This window comes from Pseudomonas fluorescens, from assembly GCF_001307155.1.
GTDB classification, from domain to species: Bacteria; Pseudomonadota; Gammaproteobacteria; order Pseudomonadales; family Pseudomonadaceae; genus Aquipseudomonas; species Aquipseudomonas helvetica.
Genome location: NZ_CP012830.1, coordinates 634,510 through 658,356, shown reverse-complemented (window position 1 = coordinate 658,356; position 23,847 = coordinate 634,510). Strand labels below are relative to the sequence as shown.

Sequence of the window (23,847 nt, the reverse complement as noted above, 5' to 3'; positions counted from 1 at the left end):
TCGATGGTCGACTAAAAAACTTTGAACACCCGCGAAGCCTTCCGCCACCAAGACGTTTGCTGCTGAGTCAGTAGGATGCAAGGCATATCCCGCAACCGAATCCACGGTTCATCCTGCCAATGCAACAGACTCAACTGCATCTGCGGCCAATCCAACACGCTTAACGTCGGCCGCTCCACCGCCCGCAACGGCCGCGCATCCCTTAACGTCGGCACCACCTGATGGGTCAGCCATTCGCGTAGCGAACGGTACTCCGGGCAATAGTGATAGACCAGCAACGCATACACACCGGACTCACTGAGCATCAACCGCTCTTCTGCAGTGCCATGGGCTTGCACAAGCAGCATTCGCCGTTGATCCGCATCGAGCTTTCGGGACATGCGTTCGTCCAGGTATTTGCCCATCAACCGCCCAATATCGCGTGCGTAAAACCAGGTTTGGTTTTCCAAGAGCAGGGCATGGAGGTGGATGTTGTGGCGGGTGAAGAGGGTGGAGGTGATGGGCTCCGCTACGTCATCTGTTAACGAGGGAAAAACATGGGGTAAGACTCGAGTCGTCATATTCCGTGACCTCTACGTATGAATTGGGCAGGGCCAGAACCCAACGTAGAGCGGGCTTAAGAAATCCCAACGAGCTAGGCCTTCCACCGATATCAAATGACGAGCACCCAGGGGCTATCATTTTCAAGTCTGTGTGATGGGCTTGCTTTCTACGTTGGGTGTTTCTTAGGCACCTGTCATGGAGTTTAGAAGTGCTATCGCTGAGCATCCATGCGGCATGCTCCCTACTTTGTGTAGGAATTAAGTGTTTTCTGCAGGCAATAAAAAGCCCTGATCAAATCAGGGCTTTTTGGTTTTTCGATCTACCGGTTTAGATACGCAACGGCAAATCGCGGCAAGCGCCAGAAATCAATCCCAGCTCAACGCCCCACCAGTCTGATACTCAATCACTCTTGTCTCAAAGAAATTCTTCTCTTTCTTCAAGTCCATGATCTCGCTCATCCAAGGGAACGGGTTAGTCGTCCCTGGATACTCTTCTTTCAAACCAATCTGCGACAAACGACGGTTAGCGATGAACTTCAGGTAGTCCTCCATCATCGCCGCGTTCATGCCCAGCACGCCGCGAGGCATGGTGTCACGAGCGTATTCGATCTCCAGCTGAGTGCCCTGCAGAATCATCTGCGAAGCTTCTTCCTTCATTTCAGCATCCCACAGGTGTGGGTTTTCGATTTTGATCTGGTTGATCACGTCGATGCCGAAGTTCAGGTGCATGGATTCGTCGCGCAGGATGTACTGGAACTGCTCGGCGACGCCGGTCATTTTGTTGCGGCGGCCCATGGAGAGGATCTGGGTGAAGCCGCAGTAGAAGAAGATGCCTTCCAGAACGCAGTAGTAGGCGATCAGGTTGCGCAGCAGTTCTTTGTCGGTTTCGACGGTGCCGGTTTCGAACTTCGGATCGGAGATCGAACGGGTGTATTTCAGGCCCCAGGTGGCTTTTTTCGCGACCGATGGGATCTCGTGGTACATGTTGAAGATCTCGCCTTCATCCATGGCCAACGATTCGATGCAGTACTGGTAGGCGTGGGTGTGGATCGCCTCTTCGAACGCCTGGCGCAGGATGTACTGGCGGCATTCCGGGTTGGTGATCAGGCGGTACACGGCCAGTACCAGGTTGTTGGCAACCAGGGAGTCGGCGGTGGAGAAGAAGCCGAGGTTGCGCATCACGATGCGGCGCTCGTCGTCGGTCAGGCCTTCCGGGTTTTTCCAGAGGGCGATGTCGGCGGTCATGTTGACTTCTTGCGGCATCCAGTGGTTTGCGCAGCCGTCCAGGTACTTCTGCCAGGCCCAGTCGTATTTGAACGGGACAAGTTGGTTGAGGTCGGCGCGGCAGTTGATCATGCGCTTTTCGTCGACCGCTACGCGGGCAGAAGCGCCTTCGAGTTCGGCCAGGCCTTCGGCGACGTCGAGTTTGTCGAGGGCGGCCTTGGCGCGAACGATCGCAGCCGAGTCGGTGGCGGTTACGGCGCGAGCTTCAAGGGCTGCGGCACCACCGGCGCTGTCGAGGCGGTCCATGTTGGCTTCAGTAGCGTGGCCAGCATTGGCGCCTTTGGCGACAACTTCGCCGTCTTCTTTGTCGAATTCGTCCCAGCTCAGCATGACGTGTCGTCTCCTGCGTGAGGGCCAGTCGCCCGTGTGAAAACACTGATGGTCGGTTTTTCACACGGCCCGCTGGCCGCGTTGTCTCTAAAAGGAATCGTTTGTTGCAGCAGTACGCAGGCAAAAAACAGAAATGTGTACGGGTGTCCTGAAGTCGCTAAGGGCGGAGATAACGTCGTCAGCTCCTGCGGTGGCCTCAGCGTCCTGCATCCTCCTGTAAGGGGATGTTGCAGGCCCGATTTACGGGCGCATTATAGGTGTTTTTTCACGCTTGTGGTGCGACGAAGTGGCTCAGAGAACCCTCGGCAGGGCGCGTAATCAAGGCGGAGCAAGGGTTTACAGGGCTTTGGCCGATGAAGATTTTTTTTAGCGTTTTTTGGCGACTCGGCAGCGCTGATGACGTCGGTGTTTGCTGTCAAAACGCCGCAAGCCCGATGGGATGGGACTTGCAGGGGAGATGGGGTGTTTTTCGAGGGGCGATTGTGTGCAGTTTCGGGTGGCATTTGTTGATCGGATGATCTGTTCAAAAAACAACCAAAAACAGCTTTTTACACTACATGTAGTGTTTTGGTTCGGATTTCTGTATCCCCAGACACAACGACGCCCGACGAAGGTCGGGCGGTGATGTCGGGTTCGGCAGCAAGCCAAACCTCAGCGTTGATGATCAGCCGTTAGAGCAGCCGTTACCCATTACGCTGTAGCGCAGAATATGCCGTTGACCTTTCGAGTCTTCATATTCCATGCGGGCCGGTACAACTTCGCAAACGCTGGGTACTTCGCTCATGGAGATAACTTTGGCGATGTCCAGGTGAGTCGAATAAGTGTATTCCTCTACCGGTACGGTGTTGCTGGCAACATCAGTCGGGATCTCGTCTGCCATGGCGGTTGCGCACAGACTGCTGAGGGCCAGAACCAATAAAGCTTTCATTTCAATTTTACCTTTCTAAGGTCGAGTGGGGTCACGCAACCTTTTTGGGGTTGCGTGTGGAACTTGATAACTAAGTGTTGGATTAACTGCCTTCGTGGGGGCTGCAACTGGGTTAATCACGTTTGCCGTGTTGGCGAGGCTGATTTTAGGCGCCCGAGTTGCACGCATATAGGTGTGCTTTTGATAAAGACTTTTGGCATATCCTGTAACAATCCCTTAAAAACGACCTCGTATGCTTCAGGGCCGGCTTTCTCGAAATGGCTGAAAGCCAATGAAACCGCGGTGTCTGAGCGGTTCGCTCGGTAAGCACGACGTTTAGTAGGGGCTTGTTACTACCATCGTCGAATGGTTCTATAGGCCCGCCCCGGGCTACAACAGGGCCATACAAAAACAACTATTCCACCGAGGTAAGAAAGATGAGTGCGGCTTCTCTGTATCCCGTTCGTCCCGAGGTTGCGGCCAACACGCTGACTGACGAGGCGACCTACAAGGCCATGTACCAGCAGTCGGTCGTCAACCCGGACGGTTTCTGGCGCGAGCAAGCCAAGCGCCTCGACTGGATCAAGCCTTTCACCACGGTGAAGCAGACGTCCTTCGACGATCACCATGTCGATATCAAGTGGTTCGCCGATGGCACCCTGAACGTTTCCTACAACTGCCTCGACCGCCATCTCGCCGAGCGTGGCGATCAGATCGCGATCATCTGGGAGGGCGATGACCCGGCCGAGAGCCGCAACATCACCTACCGCGAGTTGCACGAACAAGTTTGCAAGTTTGCCAACGCCTTGCGCGGCCAGGATGTGCATCGCGGCGACGTGGTGACTATCTATATGCCGATGATTCCCGAAGCCGTGGTCGCCATGTTGGCCTGTACCCGGATCGGCGCGATTCACTCGGTGGTGTTCGGCGGCTTCTCGCCGGAAGCCCTGGCCGGTCGGATCATCGACTGCAAATCGAAAGTGGTGATCACCGCTGACGAAGGCCTGCGTGCCGGCAAAAAGATCTCGCTCAAGGCCAACGTCGATGACGCGCTGACCAACCCGGAAACCAGCAGCATTCAGAAGGTCATCGTGTGCAAACGCACCGGTGGCAACATCAAGTGGAACCAGCATCGCGATATCTGGTACGAAGACCTGATGAAAGTCGCGGGCACCGTGTGTGCGCCGAAAGAGATGGGCGCCGAAGAAGCGCTGTTCATCCTTTATACCTCGGGCTCCACCGGCAAGCCGAAGGGCGTGCAGCACACCACCGGCGGTTATCTGTTGTACGCCGCGCTGACCCACGAGCGCGTGTTCGACTACCGTCCGGGCGAAATCTACTGGTGTACCGCCGACGTCGGCTGGGTCACCGGCCACACCTATATTGTCTATGGCCCGCTGGCCAACGGCGCCACCACCTTGCTGTTCGAAGGTGTGCCGAACTACCCGGACATTACCCGGGTGGCGAAGATCATCGACAAGCACAAGGTCAACATCCTCTACACCGCACCGACCGCAATCCGCGCCATGATGGCGCAGGGCACCGCGGCTGTTGAAGGTGCTGATGGCAGCAGCTTGCGTCTGCTGGGTTCGGTCGGTGAGCCGATCAACCCGGAAGCGTGGGAGTGGTACTACAAGAACGTCGGCCAATCTCGTTGCCCGATCGTCGATACCTGGTGGCAGACCGAAACTGGCGCAACCTTGATGAGCCCGCTGCCGGGCGCTCACGGGCTCAAGCCGGGTTCTGCGGCGCGGCCGTTCTTCGGGGTGGTGCCGGCGTTGGTCGACAACCTTGGCAACATCATCGAGGGCGTTGCCGAGGGTAACCTGGTGATTCTCGATTCGTGGCCAGGTCAGGCGCGTACGCTGTATGGCGATCACGATCGTTTCGTCGATACCTACTTCAAGACCTTCCGTGGCATGTACTTCACCGGTGACGGCGCGCGCCGCGATGCCGATGGCTACTGGTGGATCACTGGGCGCGTGGATGACGTGCTCAACGTTTCCGGGCACCGCATGGGCACGGCCGAGATTGAAAGCGCGATGGTCGCTCACCCGAAAGTCGCCGAGGCGGCGGTGGTCGGTGTGCCGCATGACATCAAAGGGCAGGGCATTTATGTCTACGTCACCCTCAACGGTGGCGAAGAGCCGAGCGAAGCGCTGCGCCTGGAGCTGAAAAACTGGGTGCGCAAAGAGATCGGTCCGATTGCCTCGCCGGATGTCATCCAGTGGGCGCCAGGCCTGCCGAAAACCCGCTCGGGGAAAATCATGCGCCGCATCCTGCGCAAGATCGCCACGGGTGAATACGACGGGCTGGGTGATATCTCCACCCTGGCCGATCCGGGTGTGGTGCAGCATTTGATTGATACGCACAAGACCATGAACGTCGCGTAACAGCCGTTCTTGAGTCATCGAAAGCCCCGCCCGGTGTTGAGCCTGGCGGGGCTTTTTTGTGGTGATCGGATTGGGATCGTCGGTGGCTGTGCGGGCCTCTTCGCGGGCAAGCCTTGCGCCTGCAAATTGGTGTCGTTCGCAACTTTTTGATCGACTCAAGCCTGTAGGAGCAAGGCTTGCCCGCGATGGCGGTCTGTCGGGCACCACATCAACAACGGTGTAATCAGCAACCAATATTTATCGGCTTCTTTCGTAGGAGTCTTCCCACTGTTACCCGCCACCCTTCAAGTAACTAAATGTGTAACCGCACGCCCGCTTTCGAGGCATTGGGAAACGCCAAGCCCCATTCCAGGGCCTCTCTAGACCACCTAAAAAATAAGACACAACGCTGCGCTTGCCGGATTAGAAGGGTTTGCGAATAATAGGCCCGCAATTTGCAACATAGATCGGTTCACTGTCTTTTGCTCTTGCATGAATTTGCAGGGCTGTCAATGTGCTTGGTCGGGTTTCTCAGTGCTTCTGTAATTTGTTGTCGCATTGAAGAAATATCGGCTTCGGGCCTGTCGTTAGAATGCCGATCACTCGCTCGCCGTTGCCTGCGTTGAAATCAGGGCTGAACTCAACGCAACAATCCTACGACGTAGCGCCGCTTTCAATTTCCACCCATTCGCATATTGGGCTGTCGCTCACTCTGCCGTTTTCGCCCTATACCGATGGAGTCCTAAGATGAAGAAACTCGTGCTTCTTGGCGCCCTGGCACTGTCCGTGCTGTCCCTGCCGACGTTCGCCGATGAAAAGCCTCTGAAAATTGGTATCGAGGCGGCTTACCCTCCGTTCGCATCCAAAGCACCGGACGGCAGCATCGTCGGTTTCGACTACGACATCGGCAACGCCCTGTGCGAAGAGATGAAGGTCAAGTGCGTTTGGGTCGAGCAAGAGTTCGACGGTCTGATCCCGGCACTCAAAGTGCGCAAGATCGACGCGATCCTGTCGTCCATGTCGATCACTGACGACCGCAAGAAGTCCGTGGACTTCACCAACAAGTACTACAACACCCCGGCACGTCTGGTCATGAAGGCCGGAACGCAGGTCAGCGACAACCTGGCCGAGCTCAAGGGCAAGAAAATCGGCGTGCAACGCGGTTCGATTCACAACCGTTTCGCCGAAGAAGTCCTGAAGCCGCTGGGTGCTGAAATCAAGCCGTACGGCTCGCAGAACGAAATCTACCTGGACGTGGCTGCCGGTCGCCTCGATGGCACCGTGGCCGACGCCACCCTGCTGGATGACGGCTTCCTGAAAACCGACTCGGGCAAGGGCTTCGCGTTTGTCGGCCCGGCCTTCACCGACGAGAAATACTTCGGCGACGGCATTGGTATTGCCGTGCGTAAAGGCGACAAGGCTGAGCTGGACAAGATCAACGCCGCCATCGTCGCCATTCGTGCGAATGGCAAGTACAAGCAAATCCAGGACAAGTACTTCAACTTCGATATTTACGGTAAGTAAATAGTCGCAGCTGTCAGTCCGAAATGGCGCAAGCAACAGGATCTCTGAGGTTTGCGCCATTTTTTCATCCCAACTTTCGAGGACCTGAATCATGTTGAAAGGCTACGGGGCTGTCATCCTCGATGGCGCATGGCTGACGCTTCAGCTCGCCTTGTCGTCCATGGCCTTGGCCATTGTTCTGGGTCTGATCGGGGTCGCATTGCGCCTGTCGCCGATACGCTGGCTGGCCAGGCTGGGCGATCTGTATTCCACGGTGATCCGCGGGATTCCCGATCTGGTGCTGATCCTGCTGATTTTCTACGGCGGTCAGGACTTGCTCAACCGTGTTGCGCCATTGCTCGGCTATGACGACTACATCGACCTGAACCCGTTGGTCGCCGGTATCGGCACCCTGGGTTTCATCTTCGGTGCGTACCTGTCGGAAACCTTCCGTGGGGCCTTCATGGCGATCCCCAAAGGCCAGGCAGAAGCCGGTGCGGCATACGGCATGAGCAGTTTTCAGGTGTTTTTCCGGGTATTGGTGCCACAGATGATTCGCCTGGCGATTCCGGGCTTTACCAATAACTGGCTGGTGTTGACCAAGGCGACTGCGCTGATTTCGGTGGTCGGTCTGCAAGACATGATGTTCAAGGCCAAGCAGGCGGCAGATGCCACCCGCGAGCCTTTCACCTTCTTCCTCGCAGTGGCCGCGATGTACCTGGTGATCACCAGTGTCTCGTTGCTGGCATTGCGTCACCTTGAGAAGCGCTACTCGGTAGGCGTAAGGGCGGCTGATCTATGATCTTCGACTACAACGTCATTTGGGAGGCCTTGCCGCTGTACTTCGGCGGCCTGGTCACCACCCTCAAACTGCTCGCGCTGTCGCTGCTGTTCGGTTTGCTGGCCGCCTTGCCGCTGGGCTTGATGCGGGTTTCCAAGCAGCCGATCGTCAACATGTCGGCTTGGCTCTACACCTACGTGATCCGCGGCACGCCGATGCTGGTGCAGCTGTTCTTGATCTACTACGGTCTGGCGCAGTTCGAAGCGGTACGTGAAAGCTTCCTCTGGCCGTGGCTGTCCAGCGCGACGTTCTGTGCGTGCCTGGCCTTCGCGATCAACACCAGCGCCTACACCGCTGAAATCATCGCCGGCAGCCTGCGCGCTACGCCGAACGGTGAGATCGAAGCGGCCAAGGCCATGGGCATGTCGCGCTTCAAGATGTACAAGCGCATCCTGCTGCCGTCGGCCCTGCGCCGGGCGCTGCCGCAGTACAGCAACGAAGTGATCATGATGCTGCAGACCACCAGTCTGGCGTCCATCGTGACCTTGATCGATATCACTGGTGCCGCGCGTACCGTGAACGCTCAGTACTACTTGCCGTTCGAAGCCTACATCACCGCAGGCGTGTTCTACCTGTGCATGACGTTCATTCTGGTGCGCCTGTTCAAGATGGCCGAGCACCGCTGGCTGGGCTACCTCGCCCCGCGCAAGCACTGAAACCACTGACTGACTGTTTTTGTGAGAACCGACAGCATGTACAAACTTGAAGTCCAAGACCTGCATAAACGCTATGGCAGTCACGAAGTGCTCAAGGGCGTGTCCCTGAAAGCGGCGGCCGGCGATGTGATCAGCATCATCGGTTCCAGTGGCTCCGGCAAAAGTACTTTCCTGCGTTGCATCAACCTGCTTGAGCAACCACACGCCGGCAAGATTCTGCTCAACAACGAAGAGCTGAAACTGGTGGCGAACAAGGACGGCGCGCTGAAAGCCGCCGACCCGAAACAACTGCAACGCATGCGTTCGCGGCTGTCGATGGTGTTCCAGCATTTCAATCTGTGGTCGCACATGACCGCGATGGAAAACATCATGGAAGCGCCGGTTCACGTCCTCGGCATGTCCAAGGCCGAAGCCCGTGAAAAGGCCGAGCTGTATCTGGCCAAGGTCGGCGTGTCCCATCGTAAAGATGCCTACCCTGGCCATATGTCCGGCGGTGAGCAGCAGCGTGTGGCGATTGCCCGTGCGTTGGCGATGGAACCTGAGGTGATGCTGTTCGACGAACCGACCTCGGCACTCGACCCGGAGCTGGTGGGCGACGTGTTGAAAGTGATGCAGGCGCTGGCCCAGGAAGGTCGGACCATGGTCGTGGTGACGCACGAAATGGGCTTTGCCCGTGAAGTGTCGAACCAGTTGGTGTTCCTGCACAAAGGCGTGGTTGAAGAAAGCGGTAACCCGCGTGAAGTGCTGGTCAATCCACAGTCCGAACGTCTGCAACAATTCCTCTCGGGTAGCCTGAAGTAATCGCTCCCGTTACGCACCAAATTAGGTCATGCTGCGCACCGCGCGCCAGATGGTCTAATTTGGTTGCAGCCGCCTTTGGCTTTAACACTGTTTTCGTTTCGGACTGCCCGCCATGACTGCCCATCGAATTGGTTTCCTGATTTGGCCCAGCACTAAAGCCTTGACGCTGGCGCTGGCCGAGGAGGCCTTGCGTGTTGCTCAGCGCGTGCATCCGGAGGTTGTTTACGAACTCTCGTTCCTGCAGGCCGAAACGCCTGCCGAAGGGGCCTGGCAATTGCCGGGTGAGGCGTGGACCGGCAAGCTGGAAAACTTCCAGAAGCTGTTCCTGCTGGCCGATGAGCCACCGACGACGTTGGCGCCAGCGCTCAGCAGCGCGCTCAAGCAATTGGTGCGTGCCGGTTGTGTGATTGGCGGTCTGTCGGCCGGTGTTTATCCGTTGGCCCAGCTCGGTTTGCTCGATGGCTATCGTGCGGCGGTGCACTGGCGCTGGCAGGATGATTTCGCCGAGCGTTTCCCCAAGGTCATCGCTACCAGCCATCTGTTCGACTGGGATCGCGATCGCCTGACGGCGTGCGGCGGGATGTCGGTGCTCGATCTGTTGCTGGCGGTGCTGGCCCGTGACCACGGCGCTGAACTGGCCGGTGCGGTGTCCGAAGAGCTGGTGGTCGAGCGCATTCGTGAAGGTGGTGAGCGTCAGCGCATTCCGTTGCAGAATCGCCTTGGCTCCAGCCATCCGAAGCTCACGCAAGCCGTGTTGCTGATGGAGGCCAACATCGAAGAACCGCTGACCACCGACGAAATCGCCCAGCATGTGTGCGTGTCCCGTCGGCAGTTGGAGCGGATTTTCAAGCAGTACCTCAACCGCGTGCCGAGCCAGTACTACCTGGAATTGCGCCTGAACAAGGCCCGGCAGATGTTGATGCAAACCAGCAAGTCGATCATCCAGATCGGCCTGTCGTGTGGCTTCTCTTCGGGGCCGCATTTCTCCAGCGCCTACCGCAACTTCTTCGGCGCCACGCCGCGGGAAGATCGTAACCAGCGGCGCAGCAGCAGCCCGTTCGAATTGTCTTCGGTGCCGTCGGAGCGTGGGTGATCAGGCACGCCACGCCCTGAGCTGAAGGCTGCTTTACTCGTCGATCTCGGTGCCGTCGGTGGACGAAATCTCCATTTCACCTCGATCGATCACCTCTTGTACGCCGAAGTCGGTGCCCGTCCGTTCGAAGAAACCGATTAGCCGTAACAGGCTCTCCTCGGAAAACCGATTGCCTCTAAGCGTGATGTTTTCAGCGAGCTCCACCGGCAGTTCCAATACATCGCTGGGAACTTCGGTGATGGCGTTGTCACTGAGGTCGGCCCAGTCCAGCTCTGTCATTTGCAGCAGGCCGTGCGGAATTTCGGTGATGCCGGTTTCATTCAGCAGCACGGTCGCCAGCCCTGTCATCTGGCTGAGGTCAGGCGTTCGCCCCAGAGGATTGCGGGCCAGGTCGAGATAATCGAGCTGTTCCATGCCCGCCAGCGCGCTTACCGATTTCGCTGACAGACTGATGCGGCATTCCGGAAACGACAACGACCGCAGTTGCCCCATCTTGAACACGGCATCGGGAATGTTGCCCAGGTTGCAGTCGCGAAGCCTGAGACTTTTGAGCTTGGGAAAGGACTCCAGAAAACCTCCGATGCGGGTTATGCCATCGGCGCTCAGTATCTCCAGTGACGTCACATGGCTGAAGTCGGCGCTCAGGGTCGGCAGCTCTCCATTGATGAGGAGGGGGATGATGAGTTCAAACGTGGGCTCAAGCGCCTCATTAAAATCATCCAGATCGGTTTCATGTCGCCAGCACTGTTCCAGCAATTGCTTGAACTCGTCGCGACTCGAGTGCTCGATGAGTTGTTGCTGTGCATCGAAAGGTTCACCGGTCAGCGGGTGTCGGGCCGGCAGATCGGCCGTCCAGGCAGACAAGTCAGTGCTGAGCCGACTGAGCTCTGCTTCCAGGCTTGCCAGTTCAAGTCGACCGTCTTTCAGTGTGCCGGGCAACTCGTACACAAAGTCGCTCGCCTGCTCGACCTCCAGGTTCGGGTACAGCGCCCTGACTCGTTCGATATCCGCCTCAGGGGCAGAGACCCCCAGGTCAAAGAGGGAGTCGACGTAGTGGCGCTTGATCCGTTGTCGCGCATTCTCGGAGAGTGGGTTATGCGTAAGAAACACGCTGTGTTTTTGGTACGCCGGACTGTCGAATAATTCGCGAGGCAGTTCGCTGATGCTGTTGCCGGAAAGTCTGGCGGTGTCGAGCTTGGGGTGGTGCATGATGCCGGCGGGAATGTCGGTCAGGCCGGTATGGCTCAGGTCAAGGTGAACGAGTTCGGGCATCGATTCGACGCTGGGCACCGCACTGAGCGGATTGTTGAACAGATCCAGCATGACCAGTTTGTTCAATGAAGACAGTTTCGACCAGGTGACAGCGTCGAGCTGGATGCCACAATCACTGAGCACCAGCGCGTCGAGGTTGGGCATTCGGGTAATGGCGTCGGGGAGGGTGGTCAGGGAGAAACGGCGCAAATCGAGACGGTGCAGACCTTTGAAGTTCTGCAGAAATCCGTGGACGCCATGTGCCGCACGACTGCCTTCCAGAGACAGCAGTGACACATGACTGAAATCGGCAGTCAGTGTCGGCAGATCACCGAGTATTGGTTCTGCGAACCTGAGCACATACCGGCCGGTGCCATCCGGGGCGTCAAAGTCCCGATCGGATTGTCGGCGCCAGCTACGCTGGATTTCCTGGGCCAGTAAGCGGCGATTGTGTTGCGCGACCTGTTGCTCCAGATCGCTGAGCGCAACCCTGATTTCGGGGTGGACGGTGGGCGTATCGGTTACCCAGATTCCCAGGTCCCGATGCAGTTGTTCGAGCTCGTTGGCCAGGCGTGAGAGCTCTACGCGAGCGCCGTCGGGATGACGCTGTAGTGCCAGGACCATGGGCTCGAGTTCTTCCGCTGAAAGGCTGGGGTAAACCTCGCGAACCCTGTCGTTGAGGGTCGGCGTCGTGCGGTTGTTGCGACTGTAACCCTGCGTGCCACCTGGCAGGCGCATGGTTGTCGGGTCGTAGAACGGTTTTCGATGAGGGTGTTTTGCGAGCAGGGTGCGTAACGTCGGTTGGTCCGCAGCGTGTTCGGCGATGCGCTGTTTGAGGGCCTCACCGTCTTCGAGGGTGAAGCCCAATGCCGTGCGATCTGCATCCGGCAACGCCAGAAGGATGGCGTGATAAAAGTCGCCGGATGGTTTTTTGTTCTCGTGCACCTGGTAGGTGAAGTCATCAGCAAGCACCAGCGTTCTGAGGATCGGCGCGTCGGCCTGGCCAATGCTGTCGCGCAAGGTGCCGTCGTGCGAATAATCCCTCACCTCGATGCGCAGGCGCTCGGGCCAGCCGGGCAATGATTCGAGACTATGCAAAGCCAGTCGGTGGGTATCTGCCGACTCCATGTCTTCAAGATAAAAACCTTCATAGGCTCTGGCGACACGCACGGCTTCCATGGCTTTTAGCGCCACGTCCTTGAGTCGCTGCGGCACTCGACCATTGTGCAGGCTCATCAGCTCGGTGCCTGTTGCATTGCTCAGCAGTTCTTGCGCGATGTCGGTCGGTAAGTTCTGAACTGTACCGAGCAGTAGCTGAACCTGCTGATCATCGGTTTTTTCAAGTTCGCGGTAGCGAGATTCGAACAGCGATTTGCGCTGGTTCAGGGCCTGATAATGCTCGGGTTGGTCGTTGCTGGTCTGCTCGATCAAGGCCTGAATGTCCCGCTCGATCTTGAAGCGCTTGATGGTGTCGGTCAGCAACGACGGCGGGCGATAGTTTTCGACGTGCGTTTCGCGCAATACGTTGTCGTGAAAGCCGCTGATCCGCAGGATCTGTTCGCGCTCGGCGCTGCTGAACGACTCGACGCTATGGCCGAGGCGACGCATGACGGTTTCCCGGTCCCAGCGCAGCGGTTGTTCGAGTCCGGTTTGCCAGGCGCCATGGTTGTTATGCCGCAGGGGCGGCTGATAAGCGTCGGCGCGACTCGGATGCTGAAGTGCAAACTGGCCGGTCTCGCTATTCAAGCGCACGGCATAGAGCTTGTCTTCAAGGGGCAGAAGGGTCTGGCCCTGGTGTTGATACAGGCCGAGGTGATCGGGTTTGGCCTCGGTCGGCAAGTTTACGGAGTACTCGTAAGGTGTCAGGTCCGGCTTCCAGTAGCGTGTTTTGCCGTCGGCAGCCTTGGCGGGGATGAGTCGGTCGAACAGCGCCAGTGTGTCGCGGGGCAGCAGGGGTTTGATCTCTCCAACGGCAATGACGCCACCCACCGCGAATGTCCCCAGTTGAACGAGCGATTCGACGACGCCCATCAGGTGCTCGAACGCCTCTTGTTGCAGGTCTTCGGCCCAGTCGACGATGCCTTCAAAAGCCTCGTCGAGCAGTTGGTAGGCCATGTAGGCCAGTGTCAGTTCGCCGAGGAATGGAACAAAGGGCAGGGCGACGAACGCGGCCACTTCAAGGATCGTTGAGGCGACTTTGCTGAAGGCGTCCCACAGCGCCCATCGTGCGTTTTGGTCGGCGCTGGCGGTGGAGACGGCAATGGTGCGTGCGTCGTTGAGGATCTTGTTCAGTTGCCGCTGATAGAGGTGAGCCCATAGGTCGGCGTTGATCGGGTTCAGTGAAAATCGCAAGTTGGGTTTGTCGATGGGCGTCTCTCGCCAGCTGGGCAGCGGGTCGCCGTGCTGATGCTGGTGCCAGGTCACGACGCTGAGGCGGCGGTTAAGGTCGGCGAAAAAATGCCCCCTCTCCTGATGGTCGACGAACTGGCTGAAAAAGCGCTGGTAGTCGGGTGAGCGCAGCTTGCGGGTCAGCTCCGTCATGAACGCCAGCGTGTCGGGATACTGTTTGACGGGATGTTCGGGGTCTTCCGGGAGATAGACCACGATCCGCGTTGCCTGGCGCGAGCGTTCAAGATTGGGGGCGAAAATGACAATGCCGGTCAACGCCGAAGACATCATCGTCAGATCATGGCAGTGCAACGGCTCGCCGTCCAGCTTCATGCCCGGGCGTCCCTCCAGGAAGCCGAGAATCGCGTCGCAGGTAGCGTTTTCAATATTCTGTCGAAGCAGTCCCTGGTGCAGTGCCGACTTGAGTGCGGCGTGCTGCGCGTTCCTGACGCTTGGCTTTAAAACGGCGTCGACCAGTGGATTGGTCACGCCCAGGTTGTCGTTTAGGTAGGCGCTGTACTGGCCGCCGATATCCAGTTCTCGGCACAGCCGGGTAAACCCGGCGATGGAGATGTGCTGCTTGATCGCTGGCAGCGTGTCGAACTGTCCCGTGGCGGAGGGTTCGGTGATGAAGGCCGAGGCCGGCTCATAGGCGTCCACCTCAGTCTCCGATGCCTGGAAATTGTGCAGGGCAGCGTCGAGCAATGACACTGTCCAGGTGCGCGCGGCACCGGATTTGACCGGGAGCCAGGGGATGGTCTGGGGGATGTACAGGCGCAGGAAGGTGCTCTTGACGTCCAGCTCCAGGCCGAAGCGGGTTTTCAACGCTTCGCTCAGCAGCGGTTCGGCGAAGGCGCGAGCGTTTTGCAGTTTGCTCAGCATCTGCTCCAGCGGGTTTCGATGGGACCAGTGGTCGGTGTTGAGTGCGTTCAGTGTCTGCAGTTGCAGGCGGGTCGCGTTGCGATACCGGTGAGGCGTTTCGAGCCTGGCGTTTTTCAGCGCGTTGCGCGTCTCGGGCGACGCTTGTAAGACCCAGGTCGGGAGGAGTGTGGAAAGGTGTTGGTAGTGGCTGTCCGGATGAGCGGCAAGCTCGTCGTCGTGTTGAGTCATGGGCCGATTCCTTGGCGTTTGAAGTAGACACAAGGAAAACAAACGGCGATGTGCTCCGTGCAGTACATAATTACCGTCCGGCTGGACAAGCCTGCCTATAACGTACTCCGGCAGTTTAAACTGCGCCTTTGCGACGCTATTTGTCGCATTGCCGTAAACCCGGGTCAAACCTGTGTTTGCGCTATAAGAAGTTGTCGCTTGGCGGCAAGGCCGGGCTGAAAACTGTCCTTACAATCCCCCTCATCGCTCGCCAGTTTCAGGCGGGTGTTTCTCATCAGGAGACTCCGATGTCCGTTGAGCACGCTGCGGTACAACGCGCCGATTTTGACCAGGTAATGGTTCCCAACTACGCGCCAGCCGCTTTCATTCCGGTACGTGGCGCCGGTTCCCGCGTTTGGGACCAGTCTGGCCGCGAGCTGATCGACTTCGCCGGCGGGATTGCGGTTAACGTATTGGGTCACGCCCACCCGGCACTGGTCGGTGCCTTGACCGAGCAAGCGAACAAGTTGTGGCACGTGTCCAACGTGTTCACCAATGAGCCGGCCTTGCGCCTGGCCCATAAGCTGATCGACGCGACTTTTGCCGATCGTGTGTTCTTCTGCAACTCTGGCGCCGAAGCCAACGAGGCCGCCTTCAAGCTGGCCCGTCGTGTTGCCCACGATCGTTTCGGTTCAGAGAAATACGAAATCATCGCCGCGCTCAACAGCTTCCACGGTCGCACCCTGTTCACCGTGAACGTCGGTGGCCAGTCGAAGTACTCCGACGGTTTCGGTCCGAAAATCACCGGCATCACTCACGTCAAGTTCAACGATCTGGACGCGCTCAAAGCGGCCATTTCCGACAAGACCTGCGCGGTAGTGCTGGAGCCGATCCAGGGCGAGGGCGGCGTATTGCCGGCTGACCTTGCGTACCTGCAAGGCGCCCGCGAGCTGTGCACCCAGCACAACGCACTGCTGATTTTTGACGAAGTACAAACCGGTATGGGCCGCAGCGGCGAGCTGTTTGCCTACCAGCATTACGGCGTGACGCCGGACATCCTGACCAGCGCCAAGAGCCTGGGCGGCGGTTTCCCGATCGCGGCGATGCTGACCACCGAAGACCTGGCCAAACACCTGGTCGTCGGCACTCACGGCACCACTTACGGCGGCAACCCGCTGGCGTGCGCCGTCGCTGAAGCGGTGATCGACGTGGTCAACACCCCTGAAGTGCTGAATGGCGTCAAAGCCAAGCACGACCTGTTCAAGACTCGCCTGGAGCAGATCGGCGCCAAGTACGGCCTGTTCACTCAAGTGCGTGGCCTGGGCCTGTTGCTCGGTTGCGTCTTGAGCGAGGCCTGGAAAGGCAAGGCCAAGGACGTGTTCAACGCGGCTGAACGTGAAGGTTTGATGATTCTGCAAGCCGGCCCGGACGTGATTCGCTTCGCGCCAAGCCTGGTGGTTGAAGACGCGGACATCGAAGAGGGCCTGGAGCGCTTCGAACGCGCCGTGGCCAAACTGACTCAAGCCTGATTCAGGCTGCGGTACCGCTCGGCGCCTATTCTTAGGGGCAGGTGTCGAGACTATTTTCCTGTGCCGGGCCTGCCCGGCATTTTTTTCCCCGAGTCGGCGCATTTCGTCGACCTGATGTTAAGTAAGGAGTGACACCATGCTGGTGATGCGCCCCGCGCAAATGGCTGATCTGGGCGAGGTACAGCGTCTGGCTGCGGACAGCCCGATTGGTGTCACCTCCTTGCCGGATGATGTCGAACGCTTGAGCGACAAGATCGCCGCAAGCGAAGCGTCGTTCGCTGCCGAGGTCAGCTTCAACGGTGAAGAAAGCTATTTCTTCGTCCTCGAAGACACCGCCACCGGCAAACTGGTGGGCTGCTCGGCCATCGTCGCGTCGGCCGGCTATTCGGAGCCGTTCTACAGCTTCCGTAATGAAACCTTCGTGCACGCCTCTCGCGAGCTGAAGATTCATAACAAGATTCATGTGCTCTCCCAGTGCCACGACCTGACCGGCAACAGCCTACTGACCAGTTTCTACGTGCTGCCGGAGCTGGTCGGTTCGCCTTGGTCGGAACTCAACTCTCGCGGTCGCCTGCTGTTCGTCGCCAGCCATCCGGAGCGTTTCGCGGATTCGGTGGTCACCGAGATCGTCGGCTACAGCGACGAAAATGGCGATTCGCCGTTCTGGGATGCCATCGGTCGCAACTTCTTCGACCTCAACTACGCTGAAGCCGAGCGTCTGTGCGGGCTCAAGAGCCGGACCTTTCTCGCTGAACTGATGCCGCATTACCCGATCTACGTGCCGCTGCTGCCGGACGCCGCCCAAGAGGCGATGGGCCAGGTGCACCCACGGGCGCAGATCACCTTCGACATCCTGATGCGCGAAGGCTTCGAGACCGATCACTACATCGACATTTTCGACGGCGGCCCGACCCTGCACGCACGTGTCTCGGGGATCCGTTCGATCGCCCAGAGCCGTGTGGTGCCGGTGAAAATCGGTGAGCCGGTCAAAGGTGCCGGTCGTCAGTACCTGGTGGCCAATGCTCAGTTGCAGGATTACCGCGCGGTATTGCTTGAGCTGGATTATGCGCCGGGCAAACCGGTAACCCTGGATCTTGAAGCCGCCGAGGCCTTGGGTGTCGGTGAAGGTGCCAGCGTGCGCCTGGTGGCAGTTTAAGGGCCGATTTCAGGCTTAAGAGCAGAGAGTTTTACGGGTGGCCTGAGCGACCCGTTTGAGGAGATAGCATGATCGTTCGTCCCGTACGCAGCAGCGATTTACCCGCGCTGATCGACCTGGCCCGCAGCACCGGCACCGGCCTGACCACCTTGCCGGCCAACGAAGAGCGTCTGGCTCATCGGGTTGGCTGGGCTGAAAAGACCTTTCGCGGCGAAGCGGGGCGCGGCGACGCGGACTACCTGTTCGTGCTCGAAGACGATAACGGTCGCGTTGTGGGAATTTCCGCGATTGCCGGCGCTGTCGGCCTGCGTGAGCCTTGGTACAACTTTCGGGTCGGTCTGACCGTCAGCGCGTCGCAAGAGCTGAACATCTACCGGGAAATCCCGACGCTGTTCCTGGCCAACGACCTGACCGGTAATTCCGAGTTGTGCTCGTTGTTCCTGCACGCCGATTACCGTTCCGGCCTCAATGGCCGCATGTTGGCCAAGGCGCGGATGCTGTTCATCGCCGAATTCCCGCAGCTGTTCGGCAACAAGATCATCGCCGAAATGCGCGGTGTGTCCGATGAAGCCGGCCGCTCGCCGTTCTGGGAAAGCCTGGGGCGGCACTTCTTTAAAATGGAATTCAGCCAGGCCGATTACCTGACGGGCGTGGGCAACAAGGCGTTCATCGCCGAGCTGATGCCGAAATTCCCGTTGTACACCTGCTTCCTCTCTGAAGACGCGCGCAATGTGATCGGCAAGGTTCACCCTGACACCGAGCCGGCGCTGGCGATGCTCAAGAGCGAAGGCTTCAGCTACCAGGGTTACGTCGACATCTTCGACGCAGGTCCCGCCGTTGAATGCGAAACCGGCAAGATCCGCGCGGTCCGCGACAGCCAGGCGCTGGTACTGGCCATCGGCACTCCGGGTGATGACGCCACACCATTTTTGATTCACAACCGCAAACGCGAAGACTGCCGGATCACTGCCGCTCCCGCACGCTTTGCCGCCGGTACCCTGGTGGTCGACCCGTTGACCGCCAAACGTCTTCAACTCAATGCCGGCGATCAAGTACGTGCCGTGCCGTTGTCTGCTGCTCGGGAGTCGAAATAATGAATTCGCTATACATCGCCGGTGAATGGCTGGCGGGCCAGGGTGACATGTTCGAATCGCTGAACCCGGTCACCCAGCAAGTGCTGTGGTCGGGGCAGGGCGCCAGCGCTGCTCAGGTCGAAAGCGCCGTGCAAGCCGCACGGCAGGCCTTCCCGGCCTGGGCCAAACGTTCCCTGGAAGATCGCATCGGTGTGCTGGAAACCTTTGCCGCCAGCTTGAAAAAACACGCTGACGAACTGGCTCACTGCATCGGTGAAGAAACCGGTAAGCCGCTGTGGGAAGCCGCGACTGAAGTGACCAGCATGGTCAACAAGATTGCTATTTCGGTGCAGAGCTACCGCGAGCGTACCGGCGAAAAGAGCGGCCCGCTGGGCGACGCCACTGCCGTGCTGCGCCACAAGCCTCACGGCGTGGTGGCGGTGTTTGGTCCTTACAACTTCCCTGGGCATTTGCCGAACGGTCACATTGTTCCGGCGCTGCTGGCCGGTAACAGTGTGCTGTTCAAGCCAAGCGAGCTGACCCCGAAAGTCGCCGAGCTGACGGTCAAGTGCTGGATCGAAGCCGGCCTGCCTGCTGGCGTGCTGAACCTGCTACAAGGCGCGCGTGAAACCGGGATCGCCCTGGCGGCCAATCCGGGTATCGACGGTCTGTTCTTCACCGGCTCCAGCCGTACCGGCAACCACTTGCATGCGCAGTTCTCCGGTCGCCCGGACAAGATCCTCGCGCTGGAGATGGGCGGCAACAACCCGCTGGTGGTCGATCAGGTCGCTGACCTTGACGCTGCGGTGTACACCATTATTCAGTCGGCGTTCATTTCTGCGGGTCAGCGTTGCACCTGCGCCCGTCGCTTGCTGGTACCGCAAGGCGCCTGGGGCGACACGCTGCTGGCGCGTCTGGTGGCGGTCAGCGCGACCATTGACGTCGGCGCATTTGATCAGCAACCGGCACCGTTCATGGGCTCGGTGGTTTCCCTGGCCGCTGCCAAGGCACTGATGGATGCGCAAGAACACTTGCTCGCCAATGGCGCCGTGCCGCTACTGAAAATGACCCAGCCACAGGCCAACGCCGCGTTGCTGACCCCGGGCATTCTCGACGTGAGCGCGGTTACCGATCGTCCTGACGAAGAGCTGTTCGGCCCGTTGCTGCAAGTGATCCGTTACGCTGATTTCGAGGCGGCGATCGCGGAAGCCAACAACACCCAATACGGTCTGGCGGCAGGTTTGCTGTCGGATTCCGAAGCGCGTTATCAGCAGTTCTGGCTGGAAAGCCGCGCCGGTATCGTCAACTGGAACAAGCAGCTGACCGGCGCCGCGAGCAGCGCACCGTTCGGCGGTGTGGGTGCCTCGGGCAACCATCGCGCCAGTGCCTATTACGCCGCGGATTACTGCGCGTACCCGGTGGCCTCGCTGGAAACCCCAAGCCTGACCTTGCCGGCCGCCCTGACGCCTGGCGTGCGGATGTAAGCCGCTTTCGCGAGCAAGCTATGCTCCTACAGGTTCGATGTAATCCATGTAGGAGCAAGGCTTGCCTGCGATGACCGCGAAGCGGTCAAACCGAATTTATAACAACAGATTCTCGTGGAGCCTCGCTGATGAAATCCTATGAAGTCAATTTTGACGGTCTAGTGGGGCCGACCCATAACTACGGCGGTCTGTCCTACGGCAACGTCGCGTCCCAGAGCAACAGCCAGCAGTCTTCCAATCCGAAGGAAGCAGCGCTGCAAGGCCTGGCGAAAATGAAAGCGCTGATGGAAATGGGCTTTCAGCAAGGCGTTCTCGCGCCGCAAGAGCGTCCGGATGTCGGCGCGCTGCGCAGCCTGGGTTTCAGCGGCACCGACGCTCAAGTAATCGAGCAGGCGGCCAAACAGGCGATGCCGTTGCTGGTTGCCAGCTGCTCGGCGTCGAGCATGTGGGTGGCCAACGCCGCCACCGTCAGCCCGAGCGCTGATACCGCCGACGGTCGCGTGCATTTCACCGCCGCCAACCTCAACTGCAAATACCACCGCAGCATCGAGCACCCGACCACCAGCCGCGTGCTGGGAGCCATGTTCGCCGACCAGAAACACTTCGCCCACCACGCAGCGTTGCCTGCCGTGGCGCAGTTCGGTGATGAAGGCGCAGCCAACCACACACGCTTCTGCCGTGAATACGGCGAAGCCGGTGTCGAGTTCTTCGTGTTCGGTCGCAGCGCGTTCGATACCCGCTACCCGGCACCGCAGAAGTACCCGGCGCGTCAGACCCTCGAAGCGTCGCAAGCGGTTGCCCGTCTGCATGGCTTGAGCGAAGACGGTGTGGTGTTCGCCCAGCAGAATCCTTCGGTGATCGACCAGGGCGTGTTCCACAACGACGTGATCGCGGTGGGTAACGGTGAAGCGCTGTTCTATCACGAGGACGCATTCCTCGACACCGAGCAGATGCTGGCTGAACTGTCGGCCAAGCTTGCCAAGCGCGGCGGTCAGTTCAAGGCGATCTGTGTTCCACGTTCCCAGGTGTCGGTCGAAGACGCCGTGCGTTCTTACCTGTTCAACAGCCAACTGCTGTCCCGCGCTGACGGTTCGATGCTGCTGATCGTGCCGCAAGAGTGCCAGAACAATCCACGCGTCTGGCAGTACCTGCAAGAGCTGACCAGCTCTGGCGGCCTGATTCGCGAAGTGAAAGTCTTCGATCTCAAGCAAAGCATGCAGAACGGCGGTGGCCCGGCTTGCCTGCGGTTACGTGTCGCACTGAATGAAACCGAGCTGGCGGCGGTCAATCCAGGGGTTATCATGACCCCGCCGTTGTATGGCACGCTGACCCAATGGGTCGACAAGCACTACCGTGACCGCATGACCGAAAGTGATCTGGCGGACCCACAATTGTTGCTTGAGTGCCGGACGGCACTGGATGAACTGACGCAAATCCTTAAACTGGGCGCGGTTTATCCATTCCAGATCAATTGAAAGCCCGCGTCCTGCTCATGAAGAGTCGGACGCGTTGCTTTATCTCCCGATGAGAACGTAAAAATGAGCGATACCCTGCAGCTGATTCTTGAAGACACCGACGGCACTCAGCTGGAAACCTCTTGCACCCGCGTTGCGGTAATGTGGCAGGGCAAAGAGTTGTGGATCCAGCACGACGGCCGTGGCCAGCTGCTGATCGGCGTTGACGTCGAAGAAGGCGACGCTGAATACGCCAACCTGCTGCTGCGCCCATTGGCGACTAATCTGGTAAGTCTGCAACTGGAAATGGAACCGGCTGAAATCGGTGACGAAGACCACGTGCACGGCCCGGATTGCAAACACGATCACTAAGGAATTCGCTCTATGCTCGCCCTCGGCAAACTGCTTGAACTGACCCTCGCCGGTCGTGAACCGGCGGAGAAGACTCAACTGACTGTCGAAGGCGTGCGGATGCGCTGGCTGAGCGAAGGGGCGCTGGAAGTCCGGCCTCCCGAGGCTCGTGACAATGGCCTGGACTTGCTGTTGTCGGCCGGCATCCACGGTAACGAAACAGCGCCGATCGAGTTACTCGATCGCCTGTTGCATGACATCGCCCGCGGAGAGTTGAAGCCGCGCGCACGTATTCTGTTCCTGTTCGGCAACCCTGACGCCATGCGTCGCGGCGAGCGTTTTATCGAGCAGGACGTCAATCGGCTGTTCAACGGCCGTCACGAACTCAGCAGTGGCTCTGAAGCACTGCGAGCCTGTGAGCTGGAGCGTCTGGCAGCGAGTTTCTTCAATCTGCCCGACCGCGCCCGGTTGCACTACGATCTGCACACCGCGATCCGTGGCTCGAAGATCGAGCAGTTCGCGCTGTATCCCTGGAAAGAAGGTCGTCAGCATTCCCGTCATGAACTGGCTCGCCTGCGCGCTGCCGGCATGGAGGCGGTGCTGTTGCAGAACAAACCGTCCATCGTTTTCAGTTCGTACACCTACGACAAGCTCGATGCCGAGTCTTTCACCCTTGAGTTGGGCAAGGCCCGGCCGTTCGGGCAGAACGACGGGGTCAACGTCTCGCGCCTTGAAACCCTTTTGAAGCAGATCATCGAAGGCACCGAACCGGAGTCTGCAGAAGAGAGCCTGGATGGCTTGCAGCTGTTCAGCGTGGCGCGGGAAATCATCAAGCACAGCGACAGCTTCCACTTGAACCTGCCGGCGGACATCGAGAACTTCTCGGAGTTGAAAAAGGGTTATCTGCTGGCCGAAGACATCGCCCAGACCCGCTGGATCGTCGAGGAGGAGGGTGCGCGAATCATCTTCCCGAACCCGAAGGTCAAGAACGGCCTGCGCGCCGGCATTCTGATTGTGCCGACCACTGCCGAAAACCTGGCCTGATAGCCGCTGATGCCCCTGTAGGAGCAAGGCTTGCCCGCGATGAACGATAACGCGGTCTGGTCGATAGACCGCGGCGCCTGCATCGCGGGCAAGCCTTACTCCTACAAGGGCGATGCTGCGTTTTAGACGGCTACTGCGCGGTGCTCGCTACGACGCAAGGCACGCATCTTGTGCAGCGTGTCGGCGCAGGTCTTTGCCGCTTCCTGGCCCTTGTGCACGAAGTGCTCGAAGAAGAACTTCTGGTGCTCTTCGCCGGCATGGAAGTGGTGCGGGGTCAGCACGACCGAGAACACCGGCACTTCAGTTTCCAGCTGAACCTGCATCAGGCCGCTGATCACCGACTGGGCAACGAACTCGTGACGGTAGATGCCGCCGTCAACCACTAAACCTGCAGCGACGATGCCCGCGTAACGGCCGGATTTGGCCAGCAGCTTGGCGTGCAGTGGAATTTCAAAGGCGCCGCCGACTTCAAAAAAGTCGATATCCGATTCCTGATAACCCTGGGCGATCATCTCGCTGACGAAGCCCTTACGGCTCTGATCAACGATTTCCTTGTGCCAGCACGCCTGGATAAACGCTACGCGCTCGCCCTGATGGTTTTTGCTTTTGCTATCGATTGCGGTGGGTTGCATCTGTTCTGACTCCTGTTTGTGTGAAAAACAGGGCGTTATGAATCGAATGGGATTTAAGGGTACGTGC

The 23,847-nt window shown here is 58.8% G+C and carries 18 protein-coding genes; 13 read left to right on the top strand and 5 right to left on the bottom strand.

What is annotated here, in order from left to right:
* Positions 1-11: 11 nt before the first annotated feature.
* From AO353_RS03075 to AO353_RS03065, 3 genes are all read right to left on the bottom strand, one after another.
* Positions 12-560: a Bro-N domain-containing protein gene (locus AO353_RS03075; protein ID WP_054593627.1), complete on the bottom strand. Its 549-nt coding sequence runs from the start codon at positions 558-560 to the stop codon at positions 12-14.
* Positions 561-908: 348 nt separating this feature from the next.
* Entirely contained in the window at positions 909-2,156 is a 1,248-nt protein-coding gene (locus tag AO353_RS03070) for a ribonucleotide-diphosphate reductase subunit beta (RefSeq protein WP_054593626.1), read from the bottom strand.
* Positions 2,157-2,820: 664 nt separating this feature from the next.
* On the bottom strand, positions 2,821-3,084 hold the full coding sequence (locus AO353_RS03065; protein WP_054593625.1) for a DUF2790 domain-containing protein: 264 nt from the start codon (positions 3,082-3,084) through the stop codon (positions 2,821-2,823).
* A gap of 416 nt (positions 3,085-3,500) precedes the next feature.
* Between AO353_RS03065 and acs the strand changes: the two genes are divergently transcribed.
* The 6 genes from acs to argR all read left to right on the top strand — a co-directional run bounded on the left by acs (position 3,501) and on the right by argR (position 10,329).
* On the top strand, positions 3,501-5,456 hold the full coding sequence (gene acs / locus AO353_RS03060; RefSeq protein ID WP_054593624.1) for an acetate--CoA ligase: 1,956 nt from the start codon (positions 3,501-3,503) through the stop codon (positions 5,454-5,456).
* A 726-nt stretch (positions 5,457-6,182) separates the two neighbouring features.
* The gene (locus tag AO353_RS03055; protein WP_054593623.1) at positions 6,183-6,959 is read left to right on the top strand and encodes an ABC transporter substrate-binding protein; all 777 of its coding nucleotides are present in this window, start codon (positions 6,183-6,185) and stop codon (positions 6,957-6,959) included.
* Positions 6,960-7,050: 91 nt separating this feature from the next.
* Complete coding sequence (locus tag AO353_RS03050; RefSeq protein ID WP_019693168.1) at positions 7,051-7,740, top strand: ABC transporter permease; 690 nt, start codon at positions 7,051-7,053, stop codon at positions 7,738-7,740.
* Positions 7,737-8,435 (top strand): ABC transporter permease, encoded by a 699-nt coding sequence (locus AO353_RS03045; RefSeq protein ID WP_019693167.1) that lies wholly within the window; start codon positions 7,737-7,739, stop codon positions 8,433-8,435. Before AO353_RS03050 ends, AO353_RS03045 begins: the two co-directional genes overlap by 4 nt.
* Positions 8,436-8,471: 36 nt before the next feature.
* Positions 8,472-9,236 (top strand): ABC transporter ATP-binding protein, encoded by a 765-nt coding sequence (locus AO353_RS03040; protein ID WP_019693166.1) that lies wholly within the window; start codon positions 8,472-8,474, stop codon positions 9,234-9,236.
* Between the two features lie 112 nt (positions 9,237-9,348).
* Positions 9,349-10,329, top strand: a complete 981-nt coding sequence (gene argR, locus AO353_RS03035; RefSeq protein ID WP_054593622.1) for a transcriptional regulator ArgR — start codon at positions 9,349-9,351, stop codon at positions 10,327-10,329.
* Between the two features lie 33 nt (positions 10,330-10,362).
* Here the strand turns inward: argR and AO353_RS03030 are convergent, their stop codons facing one another.
* Positions 10,363-15,078 carry a dermonecrotic toxin domain-containing protein gene (locus AO353_RS03030; protein WP_054593621.1) on the bottom strand — a complete coding sequence of 1,572 codons (4,716 nt, stop codon included), beginning with the start codon at positions 15,076-15,078 and terminating at the stop codon, positions 10,363-10,365.
* Positions 15,079-15,365: 287 nt separating this feature from the next.
* Between AO353_RS03030 and AO353_RS03025 the strand changes: the two genes are divergently transcribed.
* The 7 genes from AO353_RS03025 to astE all read left to right on the top strand — a co-directional run bounded on the left by AO353_RS03025 (position 15,366) and on the right by astE (position 23,148).
* Positions 15,366-16,586 carry an aspartate aminotransferase family protein gene (locus AO353_RS03025; protein ID WP_054593620.1) on the top strand — a complete coding sequence of 407 codons (1,221 nt, stop codon included), beginning with the start codon at positions 15,366-15,368 and terminating at the stop codon, positions 16,584-16,586.
* Between the two features lie 136 nt (positions 16,587-16,722).
* The gene (gene aruF, locus AO353_RS03020; protein ID WP_019693162.1) at positions 16,723-17,742 is read left to right on the top strand and encodes an arginine/ornithine succinyltransferase subunit alpha; all 1,020 of its coding nucleotides are present in this window, start codon (positions 16,723-16,725) and stop codon (positions 17,740-17,742) included.
* A gap of 68 nt (positions 17,743-17,810) precedes the next feature.
* Positions 17,811-18,836, top strand: coding sequence for an arginine N-succinyltransferase (gene astA, locus AO353_RS03015; RefSeq protein WP_054593619.1), 1,026 nt, complete (start codon positions 17,811-17,813; stop codon positions 18,834-18,836).
* The gene (gene astD, locus AO353_RS03010) at positions 18,833-20,299 is read left to right on the top strand and encodes a succinylglutamate-semialdehyde dehydrogenase (protein ID WP_173859949.1); all 1,467 of its coding nucleotides are present in this window, start codon (positions 18,833-18,835) and stop codon (positions 20,297-20,299) included. The genes astA and astD overlap by 4 nt, the downstream gene beginning before the upstream one ends.
* A 128-nt stretch (positions 20,300-20,427) precedes the next feature.
* A complete protein-coding gene (gene astB, locus AO353_RS03005; RefSeq protein WP_054593617.1) occupies positions 20,428-21,774 on the top strand; it encodes an N-succinylarginine dihydrolase in 1,347 nt (448 codons plus the stop codon).
* A gap of 63 nt (positions 21,775-21,837) precedes the next feature.
* Positions 21,838-22,125 (top strand): hypothetical protein, encoded by a 288-nt coding sequence (locus AO353_RS03000; protein WP_019693158.1) that lies wholly within the window; start codon positions 21,838-21,840, stop codon positions 22,123-22,125.
* Positions 22,126-22,137: 12 nt separating this feature from the next.
* Positions 22,138-23,148, top strand: coding sequence for a succinylglutamate desuccinylase (gene astE, locus AO353_RS02995; RefSeq protein ID WP_054593616.1), 1,011 nt, complete (start codon positions 22,138-22,140; stop codon positions 23,146-23,148).
* 122 nt (positions 23,149-23,270) lie between these two features.
* On the opposite strand, the gene AO353_RS02990 is transcribed toward astE, so the two are convergent.
* Positions 23,271-23,780, bottom strand: coding sequence for a 6,7-dimethyl-8-ribityllumazine synthase (locus AO353_RS02990; protein ID WP_054593615.1), 510 nt, complete (start codon positions 23,778-23,780; stop codon positions 23,271-23,273).
* Positions 23,781-23,847 lie beyond the last annotated feature (67 nt).